The 19,532-nt window shown below is 55.6% G+C and carries 21 protein-coding genes and 1 other RNA gene; 14 read left to right on the forward strand and 8 right to left on the reverse strand.

What is annotated here, in order from left to right; all coding sequences use genetic code 11:
- The first annotated feature begins 32 nt into the window (after positions 1-32).
- Positions 33-977 carry an FAD:protein FMN transferase gene (locus tag KFJ24_RS12940; protein ID WP_250831508.1) on the forward strand — a complete coding sequence of 315 codons (945 nt, stop codon included), beginning with the start codon at positions 33-35 and terminating at the stop codon, positions 975-977.
- Here the strand turns inward: KFJ24_RS12940 and KFJ24_RS12945 are convergent.
- From KFJ24_RS12945 to KFJ24_RS12960, 4 genes are read right to left on the reverse strand one after another with little or no spacing between them, the layout of a single operon-like run.
- Positions 974-2,197: a UbiH/UbiF/VisC/COQ6 family ubiquinone biosynthesis hydroxylase gene (locus KFJ24_RS12945; protein ID WP_250831509.1), complete on the reverse strand. Its 1,224-nt coding sequence runs from the start codon at positions 2,195-2,197 to the stop codon at positions 974-976. The two genes, KFJ24_RS12940 and KFJ24_RS12945, sit on opposite strands and share 4 nt — an antisense overlap.
- On the reverse strand, positions 2,190-3,470 hold the full coding sequence (gene ubiH, locus KFJ24_RS12950; protein ID WP_250831510.1) for a 2-octaprenyl-6-methoxyphenyl hydroxylase: 1,281 nt from the start codon (positions 3,468-3,470) through the stop codon (positions 2,190-2,192). The genes KFJ24_RS12945 and ubiH overlap by 8 nt, the downstream gene beginning before the upstream one ends.
- Before the next feature lie 4 nt (positions 3,471-3,474).
- On the reverse strand, positions 3,475-4,794 hold the full coding sequence (gene pepP, locus KFJ24_RS12955; RefSeq protein WP_250831511.1) for a Xaa-Pro aminopeptidase: 1,320 nt from the start codon (positions 4,792-4,794) through the stop codon (positions 3,475-3,477).
- 26 nt (positions 4,795-4,820) lie between these two features.
- Entirely contained in the window at positions 4,821-5,420 is a 600-nt protein-coding gene (locus KFJ24_RS12960) for a UPF0149 family protein (protein WP_250831512.1), read from the reverse strand.
- Positions 5,421-5,558: 138 nt separating this feature from the next.
- Between KFJ24_RS12960 and KFJ24_RS12965 the strand changes: the two genes are divergently transcribed.
- Complete coding sequence (locus KFJ24_RS12965) at positions 5,559-6,092, forward strand: ZrgA family zinc uptake protein (protein ID WP_250831513.1); 534 nt, start codon at positions 5,559-5,561, stop codon at positions 6,090-6,092.
- Between the two features lie 2 nt (positions 6,093-6,094).
- On the opposite strand, the gene KFJ24_RS12970 is transcribed toward KFJ24_RS12965, so the two are convergent.
- Positions 6,095-6,616: a DUF3299 domain-containing protein gene (locus tag KFJ24_RS12970; RefSeq protein ID WP_434968014.1), complete on the reverse strand. Its 522-nt coding sequence runs from the start codon at positions 6,614-6,616 to the stop codon at positions 6,095-6,097.
- Between the two features lie 67 nt (positions 6,617-6,683).
- Between KFJ24_RS12970 and KFJ24_RS12975 the strand changes: the two genes are divergently transcribed.
- The 7 genes from KFJ24_RS12975 to KFJ24_RS13000 all read left to right on the forward strand — a co-directional run bounded on the left by KFJ24_RS12975 (position 6,684) and on the right by KFJ24_RS13000 (position 11,237).
- Positions 6,684-7,400 (forward strand): ABC transporter ATP-binding protein, encoded by a 717-nt coding sequence (locus KFJ24_RS12975; RefSeq protein WP_250831514.1) that lies wholly within the window; start codon positions 6,684-6,686, stop codon positions 7,398-7,400.
- Positions 7,397-8,671 carry an ABC transporter permease gene (locus KFJ24_RS12980; RefSeq protein ID WP_250831515.1) on the forward strand — a complete coding sequence of 425 codons (1,275 nt, stop codon included), beginning with the start codon at positions 7,397-7,399 and terminating at the stop codon, positions 8,669-8,671. Before KFJ24_RS12975 ends, KFJ24_RS12980 begins: the two co-directional genes overlap by 4 nt.
- Positions 8,672-8,773: 102 nt before the next feature.
- Positions 8,774-8,980 carry a TIGR02449 family protein gene (locus KFJ24_RS12985; protein WP_149598343.1) on the forward strand — a complete coding sequence of 69 codons (207 nt, stop codon included), beginning with the start codon at positions 8,774-8,776 and terminating at the stop codon, positions 8,978-8,980.
- Positions 8,980-9,276, forward strand: coding sequence for a cell division protein ZapA (locus KFJ24_RS12990; protein WP_250831516.1), 297 nt, complete (start codon positions 8,980-8,982; stop codon positions 9,274-9,276). The genes KFJ24_RS12985 and KFJ24_RS12990 overlap by 1 nt, the downstream gene beginning before the upstream one ends.
- Before the next feature lie 75 nt (positions 9,277-9,351).
- A non-coding RNA gene (gene ssrS / locus KFJ24_RS12995) (6S RNA) lies at positions 9,352-9,531 on the forward strand.
- Between the two features lie 82 nt (positions 9,532-9,613).
- On the forward strand, positions 9,614-10,033 hold the full coding sequence (locus KFJ24_RS18265; RefSeq protein ID WP_350455575.1) for a DUF6538 domain-containing protein: 420 nt from the start codon (positions 9,614-9,616) through the stop codon (positions 10,031-10,033).
- A 541-nt stretch (positions 10,034-10,574) separates the two neighbouring features.
- Entirely contained in the window at positions 10,575-11,237 is a 663-nt protein-coding gene (locus KFJ24_RS13000; RefSeq protein WP_250831517.1) for a hypothetical protein, read from the forward strand.
- A gap of 165 nt (positions 11,238-11,402) precedes the next feature.
- Here the strand turns inward: KFJ24_RS13000 and KFJ24_RS13005 are convergent, their stop codons facing one another.
- Complete coding sequence (locus tag KFJ24_RS13005) at positions 11,403-11,996, reverse strand: recombinase family protein (RefSeq protein ID WP_250831518.1); 594 nt, start codon at positions 11,994-11,996, stop codon at positions 11,403-11,405.
- Positions 11,997-12,334: 338 nt separating this feature from the next.
- Between KFJ24_RS13005 and KFJ24_RS13010 the strand changes: the two genes are divergently transcribed.
- Together KFJ24_RS13010 and KFJ24_RS13015 are read left to right on the forward strand one after the other, a co-directional pair.
- Positions 12,335-14,017, forward strand: coding sequence for an AAA family ATPase (locus tag KFJ24_RS13010; RefSeq protein WP_250831519.1), 1,683 nt, complete (start codon positions 12,335-12,337; stop codon positions 14,015-14,017).
- A 158-nt stretch (positions 14,018-14,175) separates the two neighbouring features.
- Complete coding sequence (locus KFJ24_RS13015; protein ID WP_250831520.1) at positions 14,176-14,823, forward strand: 5-formyltetrahydrofolate cyclo-ligase; 648 nt, start codon at positions 14,176-14,178, stop codon at positions 14,821-14,823.
- Here the strand turns inward: KFJ24_RS13015 and KFJ24_RS13020 are convergent.
- Both KFJ24_RS13020 and ilvA read right to left on the reverse strand, forming a co-directional pair.
- Positions 14,793-14,957, reverse strand: a complete 165-nt coding sequence (locus tag KFJ24_RS13020) for a hypothetical protein (protein WP_250831521.1) — start codon at positions 14,955-14,957, stop codon at positions 14,793-14,795. The two genes, KFJ24_RS13015 and KFJ24_RS13020, sit on opposite strands and share 31 nt — an antisense overlap.
- A 193-nt stretch (positions 14,958-15,150) precedes the next feature.
- On the reverse strand, positions 15,151-16,686 hold the full coding sequence (gene ilvA, locus KFJ24_RS13025) for a threonine ammonia-lyase, biosynthetic (RefSeq protein ID WP_250831522.1): 1,536 nt from the start codon (positions 16,684-16,686) through the stop codon (positions 15,151-15,153).
- A 136-nt stretch (positions 16,687-16,822) separates the two neighbouring features.
- On the opposite strand from ilvA, the gene rpiA reads away from it, so the two are divergent.
- The 3 genes from rpiA to ppa all read left to right on the forward strand — a co-directional run bounded on the left by rpiA (position 16,823) and on the right by ppa (position 19,465).
- Positions 16,823-17,503, forward strand: coding sequence for a ribose-5-phosphate isomerase RpiA (rpiA, locus tag KFJ24_RS13030; RefSeq protein ID WP_250831523.1), 681 nt, complete (start codon positions 16,823-16,825; stop codon positions 17,501-17,503).
- Between the two features lie 141 nt (positions 17,504-17,644).
- Positions 17,645-18,784, forward strand: a complete 1,140-nt coding sequence (locus tag KFJ24_RS13035; RefSeq protein WP_250831524.1) for an acyl-CoA dehydrogenase family protein — start codon at positions 17,645-17,647, stop codon at positions 18,782-18,784.
- Between the two features lie 153 nt (positions 18,785-18,937).
- A complete protein-coding gene (gene ppa / locus KFJ24_RS13040; RefSeq protein WP_250831525.1) occupies positions 18,938-19,465 on the forward strand; it encodes an inorganic diphosphatase in 528 nt (175 codons plus the stop codon).
- The last annotated feature ends 67 nt before the right edge of the window (positions 19,466-19,532 follow it).

Here is a 19,532-nt window from a genome sequence, read left to right on the forward strand (position 1 = left end):
AGCTTTTCGGTGGCGGGATGCCTGAGGAACCCATGACCACGATCTCCGTCAGCCCCGAAGATAACCCCGCCAAACACCCACTGCCCCGGCTCACGGGCCAGCAACGCTCCTGGCACGGCCGGTTTGAGGCCATGGCCAGTCCATGCGAGATCCTGCTGGATGGCGTCGTGCGAAAAGATGCCGAACAGGCGTTATTCCATGCAGCCCGGGAAACCTGGCGACTGGAGCGCAAATTTTCCCGTTATGTTTCCGGCAACCCCGTCGACCGGATTAACCAGAGCAAGGGTGAACCGGTTACCGTGGATGATGAGCTGGCCCTGATGCTGGACTATGCCGCCCAGTGCCATGAACTCAGTGACGGTCGCTTCGACATAACCTCAGGGGTTCTGCGCCGGGCCTGGCGCTTTGACGGCAGTGATCATCTGCCGGAAAAAAACGAAACTGACGCCCTGCTGGACCTGGTCGGCTGGGACAAACTTAACTGGCAGCGTCCGCTTCTGACCCTGCCGAAAGGCATGGAAATCGACTTCGGTGGGATCGGCAAAGAATACGCGGTAGACAGGGTACTATTGGACCTCAAACGATCGTTGCCTGAAGGCAGTTCGGTGCTGGTAAATTTCGGCGGAGACCTGGCATGCAGCGGGCCGAGGGCCAATGGCAAGGCCTGGATTGTCGGAGTGGAGAATCACCGGAAGCTGACCGACAGCAGCGAAACCCTGTCCCTGCGCGGCGGTGCCCTGGCAACCAGCGGCGACAGCCGTCGGTATTTGCTGAAAGATGGCGTCCGTTACAGCCACATACTCGACCCGCGCACAGGCTGGCCGGTACCGGGTGCCCCCCACAGCGTCACCGTGGCAGCACCCACCTGCACACTGGCCGGCATGCTCGCAACCTTCGCCATGCTCCAGGGAGCAGGCGCCGAGCGCTTCCTGGAAGAGCAGGACGTGGCCTTCTGGGTCCAGCGGTCAGCCGGTTAATGCCCGAGTCCCATGGCCTCTGCCGCAATCCGGTTCTTCACCGGCCCGAGACCGTCAAGCCAGCGCATCCCGGTATTTCTCAGCCACCTCAGCGGCAATTCATCGCGGGCAAACAGCTGCTTAAAGCCTTCCATTGCGGCCATCATAGCCAGGTTTTCACCTTTTCGACGACGCTGATAGCGCGCCAATACAAGGTCATGGCCAGGGCTCAGACCGGTCCTTTTCGCCCGGGAAAGCTCCTCAAGCAAGGCCCGGACATCACCATAACCGAGATTTGCTCCCTGCCCGGCCAGCGGATGGATGGTGTGCGCCGCATCCCCTGCCAGAGCGAAGCCGGATGCGATGTAATCCTTGGCATGGCGTTGCCGTAACGGAAATGCAAAACGCCGGGAGACGGCTTCAACGGCACCAAGTTCCCGCTCAATGGCTGTTTCCAGCTCGGCCGTGAATGCCCTGTCATCCAGCGCCATCAGCCGCCGGGCCTCGTCGGTATCCTGGGACCAGACAATGGAACAGAAATGATCGTCACCCTGCTCGGTTAACAGGGGCAGAAACGCCAGAGGACCAGTGGGAGAAAACCGCTGCCATGCAGTAAACCCGTGACCCTGGGCCGTACGCACGGTGCAGACGATCGCCTGCTGATCATAGTCCCATTCGCGGGTGGGCAGACCAACCCACTGACGTAGCCGGGAATGGGCACCATCGGCCGCAACTACCAGCTCCGCCCCCAGCCTTTCGCCATCGGCCAGCTCAATGCCCCGCTGCTCACCCTCCTGCCACCAACCTGTCACCTTCACACCATCAGTCAGATCGACGTCACTGACTTCCAGAGCGGCCAGAAGAGCCCTGACGATGCTGCGATTCTCAACAATAGTGCCGAGGGCGCGAGCCCGCAGTTCGGCAGCATCAAAATGTATGCGGCCAGTGCCTTCGCCGTCCCAGACGGTCATCTTCTGATAGGCGCAATGGCGCCCATCCATGACGTCCTGCCAGACCCCCAGAGAGGCCAGCAGCTGCTGACTGGCGACAGAGATGGCGCTGACCCGGGGCTCGAAATCCTCTACGCCTTTCGCGGGGTCCGGGGTCTGGAGCAGTGTCGCTCGCTCGCCGCCTTCCACCAGGCCTACCTGCCACCCCTGCCGGGACAAGCCCAGAGCAAGGGCGGAACCAATCATGCCGCCACCGACCACCAGGATGTCGTACATCCGGACGTCATTCATGGTCTGCCGACTCCCTGTTGACGCTCCCCGGCCCGGTAATGACAGCCCGACGCCCGCCAATACCCATGGCTTTGCGGGCAAACCAGCGCTTGGCCCCGGGAAGCATATCCAGACCGACCAGGCCAGCATCGCGGGCGACGGCCAATGGCGTCAGCGACTGACCAAAAATACGAATCAGGGAATCCGAGAACTGTACGGTCTGTTGCCAGTCCTGACGGTGCAATTGCTGGTAGCGACGCAAAACCTGAAGATCGCCCGGCGACCGCCCCTGTTCCACCGCTAACCGGAACTGTTCCACCAAAGTCATCAACCCCCGAAGAGCCAGATTGAACCCCTGTCCCGCCACCGGGTGCAAGGCGTGAGCCGCGTTCCCCACCAGAGTCACACCGGGCCTAACCGGCTCATCCACGGTGGTAAGTGTCAGCGGGTAATGGCTGCACTCCCCGATGCGGGTTAAGCGGCCAAGTCGCCAGCCAAACCGCGCCTGAAGCCGTTGGCATTTGTCTGCATCAGACAGGGAAAGAATGTCCTGGAGCGCGTCATCAGACAGCGTCCAGACCAGCGCCGACTGGTTGCCGGCGCGGCCAGGAGAGCCATGGGGCAGGAGCGCCATCGGGCCGGCGTCGGTAAAACGCTCAAAGGCGGTAAACTGGTGACAGTCAGAGGTCGAAACATTGGCTATCAGCGCATTCTGACCATAGTTGTGCTTTCGGGTCTGGAAGCCCAGCTTTTCCCGCAGACCGGAACGGCCTCCGTCGGCAACAACCAGGCACTGAGCGGTCATGGTGCTGATGTCTTCCCCAGTCTTCAGAGAGACGCAGACTCCGTCCGGCGTAGGCATCATATCCACCACTTCGGCCGGCGCCCGCCACTGAACATTGGTTTCCAGCAACTCCCGCATCAGGCAGAGCCCCATCCAGCGATTGTCCGCTACATAGCCCAGGGCTTCCTGCTGGTGTTCCGCTGCGTTCAGACGGGTTGCACCGAAACGTCCGCGGTCCGAAACGTGAATACGCCGAATCGGTGTTGCATGTTCCGATAATCGTGACCATAACCCCAGCTCCTCGAAAATCAGCCGGGAGCCCCAGGCCAGTGCCGTGGAGCGCGCGTCATAGCTGGGCTGATAGTCTTCAGGCAAGGCATCCGCGGACAATGGGAAAGCCTCAACCACAGTTACCCTGAGCGATGGCACTGCGCGAGACAGCGCCAGCGCCAGAGTCGCCCCGGCCAGACCACCACCAGCAATAACAAGATCAGTATCGGAACGGGTCACGGTATCAGTCCGCCATCAGTGCTTCGATCTCGGTGATCGTTTTGGGCACGCCATCGGTCAGTACCCGGCAGCCCTCTTTGGTTACCACTACGTCGTCTTCGATGCGAATACCGATACCACGCCATTTCTCATCCACGCTGGTATTGTCTGGCGCAATGTACAGGCCGGGCTCTACCGTCAGTGTCATGCCGGGCTCAAGCACACGCCATGCATCGCCCACCTTGTAATCGCCCACATCGTGAACATCCATGCCCAGCCAGTGACCAGTCCGGTGCATGAAAAACGGTTTGTACGCCCCATTGTCGATGGCATCGTCAACGGTTCCGGACAGCAGCCCAAGATCGATCAGGCCCTGGGTGAGCACCTTGAGCGCGGCTTCGTGGGCATGGTTCCAATGGTTGCCCGGGCGCACTGCGTCAATTGCTTCATACTGGGCCGCCAGCACCACTTCATAAAGCGCCCGCTGTTCGGAGTTGAATTTGCCACTCACCGGAAAGGTCCGGGTAATGTCAGAGGCATAGCATTCATACTCACAACCGGCATCAATCAGCACCAGATCGCCTTCCTTCAGGGGGGCGCTGTTCTCGATGTAGTGCAGGATGCAGCCATTGGAGCCTCCACCCACGATGGAAGGGTAAGCCGTGGAACGGGCACCATGATCCATAAATGTGTGGATCAGTTCGGCCTCCAGGTTGTACTCGTGGCCACCCTTTCGGGCACGTTTCATGGCACGGCAATGTGCGGCGGCACTGATCTCACCAGCCTTTGCCATCGCTTTGATTTCATTAGCGCTCTTGTAGAGACGCAAGTCATGAAGCATGTATTCCAGGGCCACGAACTCACCGGGAGGGTGGGCACCGGTGCGAACCTTGCTGCGGATCACCTTGACCCAGTCCATGACCTTGGAATCGAAGCTGTCATCTTTGCCCAGCGGGTAGTAAACCCGGCTGCGGCCTTCGATCATGCCCGGCAAAATATCGTCAATGTCAGAAATCGGAAAGGCGTCGTCCAAACCAAATCGCTCAATGGCGCCTTCAGGTCCTGCCAGGAAACCATCCCACATTTCCTTCTCGGGATTGCGCTCTTTGCAAAACAACACCGATTCACCGTGCTCACGCCCCGGAATCAGGGCCAGTACAGCCTCTGGCTCCCCAAAGCCCGTCAGATATTGAAAGTCGCTATCCTGTCGAAACGGGTGCAGAACATCCCGGTTGCGCACACGCTCGGGCGCGGCAGGAATAATGGCGATGCTCTCGGGCGCCATGCGCTCCATCAACCGGCCACGGCGCTCTGCAAATTCCTTAACGGGTATCATTGACGGCATAAACTCTCCCGCAGTGTGCGACCCGCTCAGTGCAGGGTCGGTGATTGAGAAGCCGGCTTTTCCGGGGCATTAAACTCGGTAAACACGGCCAAGGCCCCCAGCCGGATATATTCGGTGATCTCCAGCAACTGCTGTTCGCTCTCATCATCAGCATCTTCATCTTCCGAGAGCTGGCTGATGGCCACCATATCTTCGATCAGTTCCCGAATCTCATCCGGCGCCTGGCCGAGGGATTCACCCGCTGACAATGCCATACCCTCAAGAAAACCGCGCACCCAGGCAACCAGGGCCTCGAGGCGCTGCCCAATGGCGTAATCATCATCAGGCAGTAAAGGATGGAAACTCATGTCTGCCGATTTCAAGAGTGCGAGGCTCTGGTCATAAGCCTTCTTCATAAACGGCGCCAGGTCATCGGATTCCTCGACGGCGGTCTCGGGCAGCCCCATGTGTTCACAAACCATGGCCAGCCACTCTGGTTCTTCAATACGGGAGCCGGCTGATAAGCGACCACAGAGCAAACCATGGAGTTCGGAGGGATGGCTGAACGCCTTGTGGGCAGTAAATACGTTGGCCCAGCGCTCGAATTCAGCGGCGCGGGCAGCACCGGAGGTGTCGGTTTCTGACATGAACCAGGACAATCCTGTGTTGTTGAATGAAGCTTCTATCCTAGCATTCAGGGGCCCTCAAGGCACTGATCGGTTGCTTTTCCAGGCGCCAGAACAGAATATGTTATAACATATCGTTTTAGCCCACAGGACAACGCTATGAGCTCAGGAATACTTTACGCTCTCATTGCCACTTCAGCCTTGGCCAGCACAACTACCCTTGCGGCGGACAACCCGGCATCCCATCAGCATGGCCACGCAGAACTTCAGCTGGCCATCAGTGGCAACCAGGTCGACCTGCTATTTCTGTCACCGGCCTATAATGTCGTCGGCTTTGAGCATCATGCCCGGACGCAGGCCCAGCGCCAGAAGGCAGACGCCGCACTCTTCTGGCTGGAACAGACACCTCTGGTCAATACATCGGAGGCAACCTGCACGGTTCATGCGGCAGCCACCCAGTATGAGGTTGCCGGAGCAGACGAGCACAATGAGGACAAACACAGCCAGCATGCTGATTTCGAGGTAACCCAGGTACTGGACTGCCCCGGTCTCGAAGAAGCTGACTCACTGACAACACCGCTGACCTCGCGCTTTCCCGGACTGGAACACCTGGAGGTCGCCTGGGCAGGTCCGGAGGGCCAGGGTTCAACCCGGCTGAAACATGGCGAGGACAGCGTCAGCCTCGGTCGCTGAATTTATTGCTCATAAAGCGCCACGTCCTCCGCTACCATGGAATAGGAAGAGGTTCCGAGATCATTTTCGGTGCGTTGAATGGCCAACGTTCCTTCAATCCAGACCGGGTCATACAATGCTTCCAGAGTGAACCCCTCCTCGAACTTTACGTGGATGATCTGGTTGGGCGGCGGAGGCGGCACGTGGATACAGGCGCCATAGTAGGGCACGAGAAAGAACTCAAGGATGCGCATGTCGTCCGTGGTCTTGAGAGGAACGACAAAGCCAGGAATGCGACCTTCCACGCCGTCCATTTCCGGCACCACGCGGCCAGTCATGATTTCGTCCGGTAACAGCGGCGGACCATCGCCCTCATGTTCCAGTTCTGGCATATTTTCCAGCAACGAAAGATCTTCGGCCGGCATCATTTCCAGCCAGTCAATTTCACGGAGCTCTGCGTGGGCGTGAAAGGAAAGGCTCAGCAGCAGCGCCAGCGATCCTGCTAGCAGTAGCGCTGCGAAGGAATGATAAACAGAGCGAGTCATCGAAAAACGTTCTCCGGAATTGGAACAGAAAGTCAGGCAATCATACACCGGGCAGATAGCGACCAACATGACCAGCAAGACAGAATTTATGGATTACGGTTCCCCGGGCAATTCGCCAGCCATTGAGGTCCGCGATCTCTCTTTTCGATGGGGTAGCCAGCAACCGGCGATCCGATTCCCGGACCTGAACCTTAGCCCGGGCGAGCATCTCTTTATCCATGGTTCCAGCGGCAGCGGGAAAAGCACGTTCCTGAGCCTGCTGGCCGGTATGCTGAAACCTGCCAGTGGCATAATCCGATTGCTGGGCAGCGACCTGCCCGAGCTGGGCGCCAGCGGACGGGACCGTTTCCGGGCCGATCACATCGGCGTCATCTTCCAGCAATTCAACCTGGTTCCCTATTTGACGGCACAAGCCAATGTCACTCTGCCCTGCCGGCTCTCCAGCTCCCGACGCAACGCAGCCAACCCCGGTCCAGACCAGGAGGCGAAACGGTTGCTGACAGCTCTCGCGATACCTGCGGATCACTGGAAGCGCAAGGTCACCCGGCTCAGCATCGGGCAACAGCAACGGATTGCCGCCGCCCGGGCATTGATCGGCGCCCCCGAAATCATTCTGGCAGACGAGCCCACATCCGCTCTGGACAGCGACAACCGGGACCGATTTCTGGACCTTTTGCTCACACTGGCCGAGGAGCGGAACACTTCAGTTCTGTTCGTCAGCCATGACCGTTCCCTGTCGACACATTTCCACCATCAGATTCACCTGAAGGGGACAGAGACATGAAAGCCGGCCTGGCATTATCACTCGCTAGTGCCAGCCTCTGGCATCGTCGCCGGGTGCTGGCACTGGTCTGTCTGACACTCACCCTGAGTGTCACCTTGCTGCTGGGCATCCAATATCTGCGGACGGAAGTGAAACAGTCATTCACCAGTACCATCAGCGACACCGATCTGATTATCGGCGCCCGCAGCGGCCAGTTGAACCTTCTGCTTTATACGGTGTTTCATATTGGCGATGCCACCAACAACATCCGCTGGTCCACCTTTCAGGATCTGAGCCAGGACGAGCGAATTGACTGGCTGATTCCGGTTTCCCTGGGGGACAGCTACCGTGGCTTCCGGGTTGTCGCCACGAATGATCAATTCCTGCGTCACTTCCGGTTCGGCCGGGGCCAGTCACTGACCCTGGCCGAGGGCCAGTGGTTTAATAAGGTTTTTGACGTGGTATTGGGAGCCGGGGCCGCCAGAGCCCTACAGCACTCCGTGGGCGACAGCGCCGTGCTTTCCCACGGTGGCGGTCAAACCAGCTTTTCCAATCATGACGACACGCCCTTCACGGTCACCGGCATTCTTGATGACACGGGTACTCCAGTGGATCAGGCTGTCTACATCAGCCTTGCAGGAATGGAAGCCATGCATGTGGGCTGGGAATCCGGTGTGGCGATCCCCGGCCGCACCCTCACACCGGAACAGGCGGAAGGCCGGACGTTCGCCCCAGATGCCATCACGGCCGCCTTTGCAGGCCTGAAACGCAAAATCCTGACCTTCAGGGTGCAGCGCGAAATCAACCAGTATTCCGGCGAACCCCTCTCTGCCGTTCTGCCCGGCGTTGCACTGAGCGAACTCTGGCGACTCATGGGCCAATTTGAACGGGCCCTGCTGGGCATTACCGGCTTCGTCGTAATTACCAGTCTGATTGGGCTAATGGCCGTACTGCTGACTCTGCAGGCTCAGCGCGCCCATGAAATCTCAGTCCTCAGAGCGACGGGGGCCTCTCCCGGCCTGATTGCATCTCTTTATCTGATCGAATGTGTTGCTCTCGCTCTGGTGGCCTGCGTCGCAGCTATAGCGGTTGGCGCCCTCGTGGTATCCGCGCTAAGTCCATGGCTGCTGGAAACCTATGGCCTGCAAATCCACCTGAGGCCTCTCAATACCGTTGAATGGGGTTTACTCGCGTCCGTGCCGGTCACCGCCTTGCTGGTCGCTCTGGGGCCGGCGTTTGGCGCCTGGCGCCTGAGCCGCTCACTCGGTCTGGGGGACTCTCGCGAGGAGTGACAGGCGTCACGCTAATCGGGCCATGACAAGCCTGTAAATTGACCGACTTAGCGTCCACACTTATAGTTACTTGCAACCACAACAACCGATGTTGGGCACGTGATGGAACAGTCCGAAGTACAGGTATTAGCGGACAAGCTGGATAAGCTGATCGAGCACTGTCAGAAACTGGAGCGGGATAACGCCACGCTGCGGGAGCTGCAGGATGATTGGAACCGGGAACGGGCCCAGCTTATGCACAAGAATGATCTTGCCAAAAACAAGATTGAAGCCATGATTGGCCGCCTGCGGGCACTGGAGCACCACTGATGTCACAGCAACCCACCACCGTTGAGGTGAAGATTCTCGACAAGGAATACCTGGTTGCCTGCCCTGAGGAGGAACGCGAAGCCCTGCTTCGCTCCGCCCGGCACCTCGACAGCAAGATGCGCGAAATCCGCGCCAGCGGCAAGGTATTCGGCACCGAGCGAATCGCGGTCATGGCCGCATTGAACATCACCCATGAAATGCTGGAGCGGGACACCATGTCTAATGCCACCAGCACCATTCTCAAGGCCATGGACAACAAACTGGATACCGCGCTGGGCGATTCGTCGGGGCACTGAGATTCCGTAGGTGAGCGAAGGAGTTTCCGAAACAGGTATTGCAATCAGCCCCGGCTGTGCCCGTATAATGGGATTAACTTCCTGGGCTGTTCGCTGGTCGGATTCGTCCTCGAGCCGATGCGCATTACCCAGGTGGCTACTTCAGGGCATTGTGAGCACGTCCCCGGCAGGGGAAAGCCTAATATGTCACAGCGGCCACCGACCTTGAACTTTGGGTTCAAGGACCACATCCGATAACGGCAGCCCGGGAAGCTTTAATTTCAATAGGTTATACCTAAAAACAGTTGCTTACGGTCTTTACCCACTACCGAACTGGTACAAAAGACTGGTACACACCGTGACTGTTATCCGCATACGATCGAGCCTTCATCGACGCCCCGAGACATCCAACTTGCAGTACCGAAAACGCATCCCAGAGAAACTACGTCCCTACTTCGGCAAGCACGAGATTAAAGAGAGCTTAAAGTCCGCAGACCCGGCAATCGCTCGGATACGTCATCACGAACTGAGCGCCAAAGTCGATGCACAAATTGCCAACGCTTGGGCTCAATACAGAGGCGAGCTTCAGATTGAGACACCCCAGCTTCATCACATGGCCGACAAGTGGTACGAATCAAAGCTCAGCGACCCCAAGTGCGCCACCAAACGGAAAGAAGTGATAGTCGAGTCGGAGATTCCTAGAGAAAACGGTAGAGCCCCCGTCCTCGACACGGAACATGTATGGTCCTTGAGACTCCACCCGAAGCAAATTCTTTAGCCAACCTGCGCAACACCCTAGGCGAGGAGGCAGAAGAGCTACTGCGGCGCTCCGAGACGGCACTTCGGCTTGACTCGGAGCTATACCACAAGCTCCTTATCCTCATGGCAGATCGAGCATTGCGAATTGCTGGACAGCTAGGAAAAACCCAGAGCAAAAACTGCTCCGTAACTCAACAGTCAGGCAACGCCTCAGGCGAAAGCCCAACCCTCCGTGCAAAGACTCGCTGTAACTTATACAGAGAATCACGTAAAGATTTGTTAAATAACTAATTAACGCTTTGCTATAAAGAAACAAGCAGCCTACCTTTTTATAGTTCAATAGTTACTCACTTAACAATAATCGAACATGGCAAGCCCTAACGGCCAGCCACTCCCTCGAGTCAGGGACTACCCAGAAAACGCTAAGACACTACAAAGGAAGTTTTATGTTGTTACGGACCAAACGGGCATATATGGGAGTTACTTTTTCTTGCGCAGCCCTAGCGCTCTCTGCGTGCGGAGGAGGGGGCGGCTCCAGCTCAACTTCTGATTCCACCACCGTGGAACAGACCGAGCTCAAGCCAGGCGCATATTACGTAACAACAGAGCTTGCTGACGGCTCAACCCTAGAGGGATTAAGCTTGCTAAGCCCTTCAGGCGCATTCGCCGTAGCATTTAGCGATCAGGACCTCACGTTCGGCACCCTTACCTTTTCATCACCTGACGTCATCTCAGGCACAGGGACAGACTACGTGCTGAACGAGAGCTGGGAGCTAACCAGCGGCTCAATTTCAGGGACGGTTACATCCTCAGAGACAGCCGAGCTACGTGCTACTGCATCTGGATTTTATTCGGATAGCACACTTCAACGGGAAAACACTTACAGCGACTTAGGGATAACTCTGTCCGATATTTCCGGCACCTATACCATGGACGAGCCGGGGTATCTGACCTCATCTGTCACCATCGCTTCGGACGGGACAGTTACTGGTAGCGACCAGACCGGTTGCGTGTTCAACGGTCAAATTACCATTCCAGATCAGAGCATCAATGTGTTTGAGGTAGATTATTCATCCTCCAACTGCGGCAGTTTATCTTACGCTTCAGCAAGTGATCGCAATGGCGACTTTAGCGGCATTGGCTCTTACGATCCTAGCTTGCAAGAACTAGAAGTTGTTAGTCGCAACGGGAAGATCGCAAGCATATTTTTCGGCACTCGGTAGACGAAACAGAGGTCGACCACCTCTGCGATTACTAACTGCCGATACCGCTGTGGCCATCACCTGGAGGTAACCTACACGAAAAGAACGGTGCGCCCATCGCTGACATTACAACATTCAGTTGGTGCACCGTTCGACTTCCCACCCAAGAGGACTACACAGCCTGCCTCAGGAGCTCCCTGGCCTACCTTTGACTCCTTCCCGGGGAAATCTCTTCAGGACTCGATACAAAGTCTGTCGAGTTACCCCGAATTCTTTGGCCGTCGCCCTCACTGATTGCCCCGTTCTGAGCTTTTGCAAAGCTTGCAGTTGCTCCTCCTCACTCAAAGAAGGCTTACGCCCAAACTTAACGCCCTTTTTCTTAGCAGCTTCCCGACCTTCGGTCGTTCGGGAAACGATCAGATTGCGCTCGAGCTCAGCGAAGGTCCCTATCAGCGAGACCATAGCCTTAGAAAAGGGCGTCTGCTGGCTGGTATCAATGGAACCGTCGAGAGTCTTAAGCATGGCCCCTTTGTCGTGGATGTCCTCCAATGTCTGCAAGATCATCTTCAATGAACGCCCTAGCCTATCCAGCTTTGTTACCACGACGACATCCCCCTCCCGAACAAAGCTTACTAGCTCCGCCAGCTTGCCATCGTTCTCTTCAGATGAACCTGAATGCTTGCCGTGAATGGTCTTCTCACAGCCTGATTGCCGCAGAGCTTCTAGTTGATTGTTCAGGTCCTGCTCCCTGGTGGAGACTCGAGCAAAGCCTACCCACATACACACCTCGCACTGACTGTCCGAAAATTAAAATTTCCGTACATAAAGTACGCAGAGTGTCCGAAAATATCAAAATTTGATATCGGACAGTGTCTGAATCTTCGCACAAAGTTTCGTACATTTCGTTCTCAGCTAACCCATCCGCGCTTTCCCACAATACTTTGAGAAGCAAAGGTCCAGCATTGAGCGACACTCGATGGGAGGGGCTAGGGGGGAAATTTGGAATCAGCACTAACTAGATAATTGCAGAGAAATTTTTGACCCAAATACGTTCGAACATGTATTTATTGTGAAGGCTTTCGGCGGCAGCGCCGTCAAATCAGGAAAATCACAAAGGAATGAAGATGAAACCCATTAGTCAGATGGAACTACGGTTCGGCGCGACACGAGATTCAGAAGCCCTCAGCATTGTTCCGACTGGGATCACTCTTTTCGTGGGGCCCAACAACTCCGGCAAAAGCTTAATACTTAAAGAAATTGAACGGTTTTGTAACACGTACCAGTCTACAAACAATAAAATACTTCAAAACCTAGACTTTAATGTACCGCCCTACGAGACGGTCAAAGAGGATATTGAGAGGAAGAAGACTCCACCCAACGAGAATGAGCAGGTCGGCGCAAACTCCATAATTGTTCAGCGCCTCAATGCCTACCAGGGTCAAAAGCCAAGGGAAGTTCTTCCCATCGACCAACTAGAGACCTGGGTGAACCAACGACTGCTTCCGAATCTAACGAGATTCTATTTTTCCTTTCTCACGGTTCGTCTCGATGGCGAAACTAGAACTACGCTCCTCAGACCAAACAACAGAGGCGATTTATTGGCTACACCGACCAATATATTGGCAGCCCTCTGGACAGACCCTGAAGCTCGGGCAAAGATCAGGGACCTCACTAGTGAGGCTTTCGGCACGTACTTCACCATCGACGCGCTTAATGCAAATCAGCTAAGAGCTCGGATGTCCAAGAGGCCCCCTGCCGACGAGGCCGAGGAGCAATCCTTGGACCAAAGGGCTAGAGATTTTCATCGTGATGCCACCGAAATTATTTATGCCTCAGACGGCGTTAAAGCTTTTACCGGAATGCTCGCAACCGTTCTGGGACAGGACTACAAAATCCCATTGATTGATGAGCCCGAAGCCTTTCTACATCCGCCATTGGCACGAAGATTAGGAAAAGAACTTGCTGCAGTATCAGGGTCCCGTGATGCGTGCAGTTTCATCGCAACTCACAGCGCCGACTTTTTAATGGGGTGTGTTCAAGGCAGCGACAGAGTAAACATTGTTCGACTCACACACAAAGGCGACGTATCGACCGCCCGTTTGTTAAGCCATGATCGCCTCAATGAAATCATCAAATCCCCCCTAATGCGCTCAAGTGGAGTCCTCAGTGCTTTGTTTCATGAGGGGGCTGTCGTGTGTGAAGCTGACGCCGATAGAGCTTTATATCAAGAAATCAACGATAGGCTAGCCCAGTTTGAAACCTCCAATTCATCAGAAGCTCTGTTTCTGAATGCCATAGGCAAACAATCTGTCGCCAAGATCGCAGGCCCGCTCAGAGAGATGGGTATTCCTGCCGCCATTGCCGTGGATTTTGACATCTTTAAAAAGGGAGTGGAATTCAAGCAGATGCTCAGGGAGATTTCTATAAGTTCGGCACTTATCAATACGTGGTGTCAATTTCGCGCCGAACTCGCCCAATACTGCGAGGACCATGGCGTTGATTGGAAAAAGGGAGGCATTCGCGACTTTGAAGGCGAAATGAAACCGGCAGCCGAACAATTTCTAAGGAATTTAGCAGACTATGGGATTTTCGTTGTTCCAATAGGAGAAGTTGAAGCTTGGCTGGGATACCTTAATATCCCGCCTGAGGGAGGAAAAAGAAACTGGCTACTGAACGCATTCAACACTCTAGGCCATTCAACGGACAGCGAAACCTATGTGCGTCCTGAGGAAGGTGACATTTGGGATTTCGTTCGCGATATTTCTGCATGGGTAAACAACCCGGAAAGACACGGAGTTTAGAATTAGACTCTGGGAAACTTGCTCATATTACAAACCACTGGTACAAAGTAGGCACTGAGTCGACCGTAAATGACTGTTTTAAATAGCGTATTTAACAGCTTTCTTGAACTTTGGGTTCAAGGACCACATCCGATAACGGCAGCCCGGGAAGCTTTATTTTGAGCCAGTTTATCGAGCCCCAACCGTTCGAATCCCACCCAGACACACTTTCCCGCAGCCAACTGCGTAAGTACCTACGGCAACAACGGAAGGCACTGACGTTCGAGGAGCAGCAACAGGCCGCCGAATACCTTGCGCTCAACCTGCTGAAAAACCCGGATCTGCACCGTGCGCGCCACATAGCCATCTACTTGCCCAACGATGGCGAAATCGACCCTCATCTGTATATGGACATTGCCCGGCGCAAGGGCGTGCAATTTTACTTGCCCGTACTGCACCCGATTCATCCCGGAAAGCTGGTTTTCAGCCCCTATTTCGATGGCGTTGAATTGAAGGCCAACCGGTTTGGCATACCAGAGCCGGCGTTCAGCAAGGGCCTGAAGCGACCTGTCTGGGCACTGGATGCGGTGCTGTTTCCGCTGGTTGGTTTTGACGAGAATGGCGGTCGGCTGGGTATGGGAGGAGGCTTCTATGACCGAACCTTTGCGTTCAGCCGCCTGAGGCCCGGGCTGGCACCAAAATTGATTGGTCTGGCTCATGACTTCCAGAAGATGAAAGCCTTACCGATTGAGCCCTGGGATGTGCCACTGCATAGCGTGGTTACGGACCGATACTGCTACCGGTTTAAACGGTCGTTGCCCGCCTGAACTGCGCCAATCACGACGCTATCCTGAATCCGGGGTTTGTCTTCAGAGGCGTGAATGGAAGTAAAGCCGGTAATAACAAGGCCAACAGCAAAAATCAGCACTATGGCTTTGATAATGTCAGGCTTGCCACCCATGATCCTCAGTTCCTTTAGATAAAATTGTTAAATTATTGGAAAATCAGCGGTCTATTCTTGTTTCCAAGAATTAGACGAAAGACTAACACGCATCTTCAGTTTTACAATTTTTGACAGGTTACAATTCGGTAATATTTTAACTGGAATTCGGAGTCGAATCCGGAGGCCCTCCGGACACGACTCCCGGCTCGCATTAGTCAGGCCGATGGTTACCGGCACCGAGAAACAACTGGTATGCCTCATTGTCGGTCATGTTCTCATAACGGAACCCGACCTTGTCGAGCATCGTCTCGAAGTCCTTCACTTCGTTGTCATTCACCTGCGCGCCCAGCAATACCCGACTATAGGCAGCACCATGGTTGCGGTAGTGGAACATTGAGATGTTCCAGCGGGTACCCAGAGACATCAGGAATTTCAGCAGTGCGCCCGGGCGCTCCGGGAACTCAAACTGAAATACCTTTTCATTGGTAATACTCGGCGCATGACCGCCCACCATATGGCGAATATGCTGTTTTGCCATATCACTATCGGTCAGATCCACCACCGAGTAACCATTTTCCCGCAGATCCTGTACCAGTTCATCCCGGCCCAATCCACCGGCCTGAATCTGAATGCCCACGAAAATGGTAGCGTTGGTGGCATCCGCGTATCGATAGTTGAACTCGGTGATGCTGCGCTTGTGCAGGGCGTTGATAAACGCCTTGAACGCACCCGGCCTCTCGGGGATGGTCACCGCCAGGATCGCTTCCCGTTTCTCACCGATTTCCGTGCGCTCGGAAATATAACGCAGCCGATCGAAATTCATGTTGGCGCCGCTCAGTGTCGCCACCAGATTTTCATTCTCGATCTTTTCGCGCTCAACGTATTTCTTGATACCAGCGACACCCAGCGCACCCGCCGGTTCCGAGATGGAACGGGTATCTTCGAAGATATCCTTGATCGCCGCACAGATTTCGTCGGTGGATACGGTGATTACCTCATCCACGTGATCCTTGCAGATCTCCCAGGGGTATTTGCCGATCTGCTTCACCGCCACACCATCAGCGAATATGCCAACTTCATCCAATACCACACGCTTGCCCGCTTTCATGGCTGCCTGCAGGCAATTGGAGTCTTCCGGCTCAACACCAATGATTTTGATTTCGGGACGCAGGTACTTGATATAGGCCGCCATACCGGCAATCAGGCCACCGCCACCCACGCAGATAAATACGGCATGAATGGGCTTACTGAACTGCCACATCAGTTCCATGGCCACCGTACCCTGGCCGGCAATTACATCCGGATCGTCGAAGGGCGGAATGTAAGTGTAGCCATGCTTCTCAATGAGTTCCTGGGCATGATCCGCAGCCTGGTCGAAGGCATCCCCCTTCAGCACCACCTTTGCACCGTGATCCCGCACCGAACGCACCTTGATCTCCGGGGTCGTCTGGGGCATCACAATAACCGCCTTGATACCCAGTTTCTTGGCCGCCAGCGCCACACCCTGAGCGTGATTACCGGCAGACGCGCAAATTACGCCCTTGGACTTCTGCTCCTCAGACAACTGGGCTATCCGGTTATACGCACCGCGAATCTTGAAGGAAAACACCGGCTGAAGGTCTTCACGCTTAAGCAGAATGTTATTGCCAAAGCGCTTCGAAAGACTGCGGGCTTCAGTCAGAGGCGTTTCGATGGCCACGTCATAGACGCGCGCATCGAGAATCTTCTTGATGTAGCGTTGCGGCATAGTGATTCCGGTTGTTGGTGTATGGCTGGAAAAACCGACAGTGTAGAAAGTTTGCACGGCAGCCGTCTATAAGCAGACCGCACGGAGGCGCTATAATACACACCAAACTCATCCAGATTTGCCGCCGGAGCTCCAAATGACCCAGGACGAACTCAAAAAAGCAGTTGCCAAAGCCGCTATGGACTACATCGAACCGCGGCTTGAGAGCGACAGTATCATTGGTGTTGGTACCGGAAGTACTGCCAACTTCTTCATCGACATGCTCGCGGACCTGAAAAATGAATTCGATGGTGCGGTCGCCAGCTCAGAAGCGACCGCCGAGCGCCTCAAAAGCCATGGTATTCCGGTCTACGACCTGAACAGCGCAGGTTCACTGGAGTTTTACGTGGACGGTGCCGATGAAACCAACGAGCGCCTGGAGCTGATCAAGGGCGGCGGCGGCGCACTGACCCGCGAGAAGATCGTCGCGGCTGTCGCCAGGACTTTTATATGCATTGCTGACGAATCAAAAATGGTCGGCGTGCTGGGCCAGTTTCCCTTGCCAGTGGAAGTCATCCCCATGGCCCGCAGCCATGTTGGCCGGGAAATTGTGAAACTGGGCGGAGATCCGGTCTATCGGGAAGGCGTGGTTACCGACAATGGAAATATCATCATCGACATCCATAATATGGATATTTCCAGGCCACTCCTGGTGGAAGAGCAGCTGAACAACATAGTTGGTGTTGTGACAAACGGCCTGTTCGCACGCCGCCCCGCAGACCTGCTGCTTCTGGGCACCAGCAAGGGCGTGGAAAGCATCCCCCGCAAAGGCAGCTGAATTCTGCCCCCGCATCAGGGAACCGAAAGCTGGCTGTTCGGGCCAGTTTTCTGCCTGCCAGGCCACATACCAAGCGCTTGCTTGGTATAATAATATGCGCGACACTTCATCCCATGATTTCCGATCACAGGGAGGTTTTCCGTGTCCGATTACTTCAACGACATTCATGACCAGGCCCGCCTGAGTGCCCGCAAATTCATCAGCACCCATGTGTTGCCCTATATTGACGACTGGGAAGAAGCAGGCGAGTTCCCCCGCGATCTTTACCAAAAAGCAGGCGATGCAGGCCTCCTTGGCATCGGCTTCCCGGAAATGCTCGGCGGCACGGGTGAAAACGATATTTTTCTGAAAGTGGCTGTCTCAGAGGAGCTCATGCGCTCCACATCCGGCGGACTTGTCGCCAGCCTTGGCTCACTGGACATCGGCCTGCCCCCGGTCGCCAAGTGGGCCAAAAGGGAAGTCCGTGAACAGATCGTGCCCCCGGTCCTGCGCGGAGAAAAAATCGCCGCCCTGGCCGTCACCGAACCCGGCGGTGGTTCCGATGTCGCCAACCTTAAAACGCGAGCCGTCAAAGACGGTGACCACTACACCGTCAATGGCAGCAAAACCTTCATCACCAGCGGCACCCGCGCCGACCACTACACCGTTGCAGTACGCACGGGCGGCGAAGGCCACGGGGGAATCAGCCTGCTGCTTATAGACAGGGACATGCCCGGCTTCTCTACTGGAAAAAAGCTCCGGAAGATGGGGTGGTGGGCCAGCGATACCGCCGAACTCTTCTTCGAAGACTGCCGCGTTCCCGCCGAGCGCCTGATTGGCGCCGAGAATGCTGGTTTCATTGCCATCATGAGCAATTTCCTCGCCGAGCGCCTGATGCTTGCCATCATGGCCTACATGACTGCCCAGCTCGCCTACGAGGCGGCCCTGGACTATAGCCAGCAGCGCCAGGCCTTTGGCCGGAACATCGCCGGCTTCCAGATCACCCGCCACAAACTGGTGGACATGGCTACCCAGATAGACGTGGCCCGGGAATACACCTACCGTTGCGCGGCGCTGATGCAAGCGGGCAAGAACCCGATCAAGGAAGTCGCGATGGCAAAAAACTTCTCGGTAGACGTATGCGAGAAAGTTACCCGGGAAGCCGTCCAGCTGTATGGCGGCATGGGATACATGCGCGAATCGGTGGTGGAACGGCTTTACCGGGATGCCAAAATCCTCTCCATTGGCGGCGGTACGACCGAGATTATGAAGGAGCTGATAGCCAAGCAGATCCGGCTTTGAAGACTGCGACTTGTGAGGAAGCCAGATGCCGGGTTGCGAGCGCCCTCGCTCACGACCAAGGTTTAGTTTCGAACTGCAGGATACTCCCGTATAATTGCGCCCACTTTTTAAGCGCAGTTAAACGTACCGTTAACGTACCAGGAAGGATCGCACATGCAATTCGACAACATTCCCGCAGGCAAGAACCCGCCTGAAGACATCTACGTTGCCATCGAAATTCCGGCCAACAGCTCCCCGGTCAAGTACGAACTGGACAAAGACATGGGCGCGCTGCTGGTAGACCGTTTCATGGCCACGCCCATGTTCTACCCGGCCAACTACGGCTTTATCCCGCACACCCTGGCCGACGACGGCGACCCGCTGGACGTACTGGTTGTTACTCCGTACGCGGTTCAGGCTGGCTCGGTTATCCGCTGTCGTCCGGTGGGCGTGCTGAACATGGAAGATGAAGCCGGTGGTGACGCCAAACTGGTTGCCGTTCCGCACGACAAGCTGACAACCACTTACCACAATGTAAAAGAAATCACCGATCTGCCGGAGCTGCTGCGCGACCAGATCAAGCACTTCTTCGAGAACTACAAGACTCTCGAGCCGGGCAAGTGGGTCAAGGTACAAGGCTGGGACAACGCCGACGCTGCCAAAAAAGCCATCATGGATTCAGTCAACGCTTATAAAGGCTGACCAGTTTCTCGATGCATAAAAAAACCGGGCGTTCAGCCCGGTTTTTTTATGCATGCCAGTAAACGGT

This window comes from Marinobacter sediminum (genome assembly GCF_023657445.1).
GTDB lineage: Bacteria > Pseudomonadota > Gammaproteobacteria > Pseudomonadales > Oleiphilaceae > Marinobacter > Marinobacter sediminum_A.

What these genes read in the sequence shown, in the direction of transcription:
- KFJ24_RS12940 (WP_250831508.1), top strand. Translation starts at nt 33, where the DNA reads ATGACCACGATCTCCGTCAGCCCCGAAGATAACCCCGCCAAACACCCA.
- KFJ24_RS12945 (WP_250831509.1), bottom strand. Translation starts at nt 2,197, where the DNA reads ATGAATGACGTCCGGATGTACGACATCCTGGTGGTCGGTGGCGGCATG.
- pepP (WP_250831511.1), bottom strand. Translation starts at nt 4,794, where the DNA reads ATGCCGTCAATGATACCCGTTAAGGAATTTGCAGAGCGCCGTGGCCGG.
- KFJ24_RS12960 (WP_250831512.1), bottom strand. Translation starts at nt 5,420, where the DNA reads ATGTCAGAAACCGACACCTCCGGTGCTGCCCGCGCCGCTGAATTCGAG.
- KFJ24_RS12965 (WP_250831513.1), top strand. Translation starts at nt 5,559, where the DNA reads ATGAGCTCAGGAATACTTTACGCTCTCATTGCCACTTCAGCCTTGGCC.
- KFJ24_RS12970 (WP_434968014.1), bottom strand. Translation starts at nt 6,616, where the DNA reads ATGACTCGCTCTGTTTATCATTCCTTCGCAGCGCTACTGCTAGCAGGA.
- KFJ24_RS12975 (WP_250831514.1), top strand. Translation starts at nt 6,684, where the DNA reads ATGACCAGCAAGACAGAATTTATGGATTACGGTTCCCCGGGCAATTCG.
- KFJ24_RS12980 (WP_250831515.1), top strand. Translation starts at nt 7,397, where the DNA reads ATGAAAGCCGGCCTGGCATTATCACTCGCTAGTGCCAGCCTCTGGCAT.
- KFJ24_RS12985 (WP_149598343.1), top strand. Translation starts at nt 8,774, where the DNA reads ATGGAACAGTCCGAAGTACAGGTATTAGCGGACAAGCTGGATAAGCTG.
- KFJ24_RS12990 (WP_250831516.1), top strand. Translation starts at nt 8,980, where the DNA reads ATGTCACAGCAACCCACCACCGTTGAGGTGAAGATTCTCGACAAGGAA.
- KFJ24_RS13005 (WP_250831518.1), bottom strand. Translation starts at nt 11,996, where the DNA reads ATGTGGGTAGGCTTTGCTCGAGTCTCCACCAGGGAGCAGGACCTGAAC.
- KFJ24_RS13010 (WP_250831519.1), top strand. Translation starts at nt 12,335, where the DNA reads ATGAAGATGAAACCCATTAGTCAGATGGAACTACGGTTCGGCGCGACA.
- KFJ24_RS13020 (WP_250831521.1), bottom strand. Translation starts at nt 14,957, where the DNA reads ATGGGTGGCAAGCCTGACATTATCAAAGCCATAGTGCTGATTTTTGCT.
- ilvA (WP_250831522.1), bottom strand. Translation starts at nt 16,686, where the DNA reads ATGCCGCAACGCTACATCAAGAAGATTCTCGATGCGCGCGTCTATGAC.
- rpiA (WP_250831523.1), top strand. Translation starts at nt 16,823, where the DNA reads ATGACCCAGGACGAACTCAAAAAAGCAGTTGCCAAAGCCGCTATGGAC.
- ppa (WP_250831525.1), top strand. Translation starts at nt 18,938, where the DNA reads ATGCAATTCGACAACATTCCCGCAGGCAAGAACCCGCCTGAAGACATC.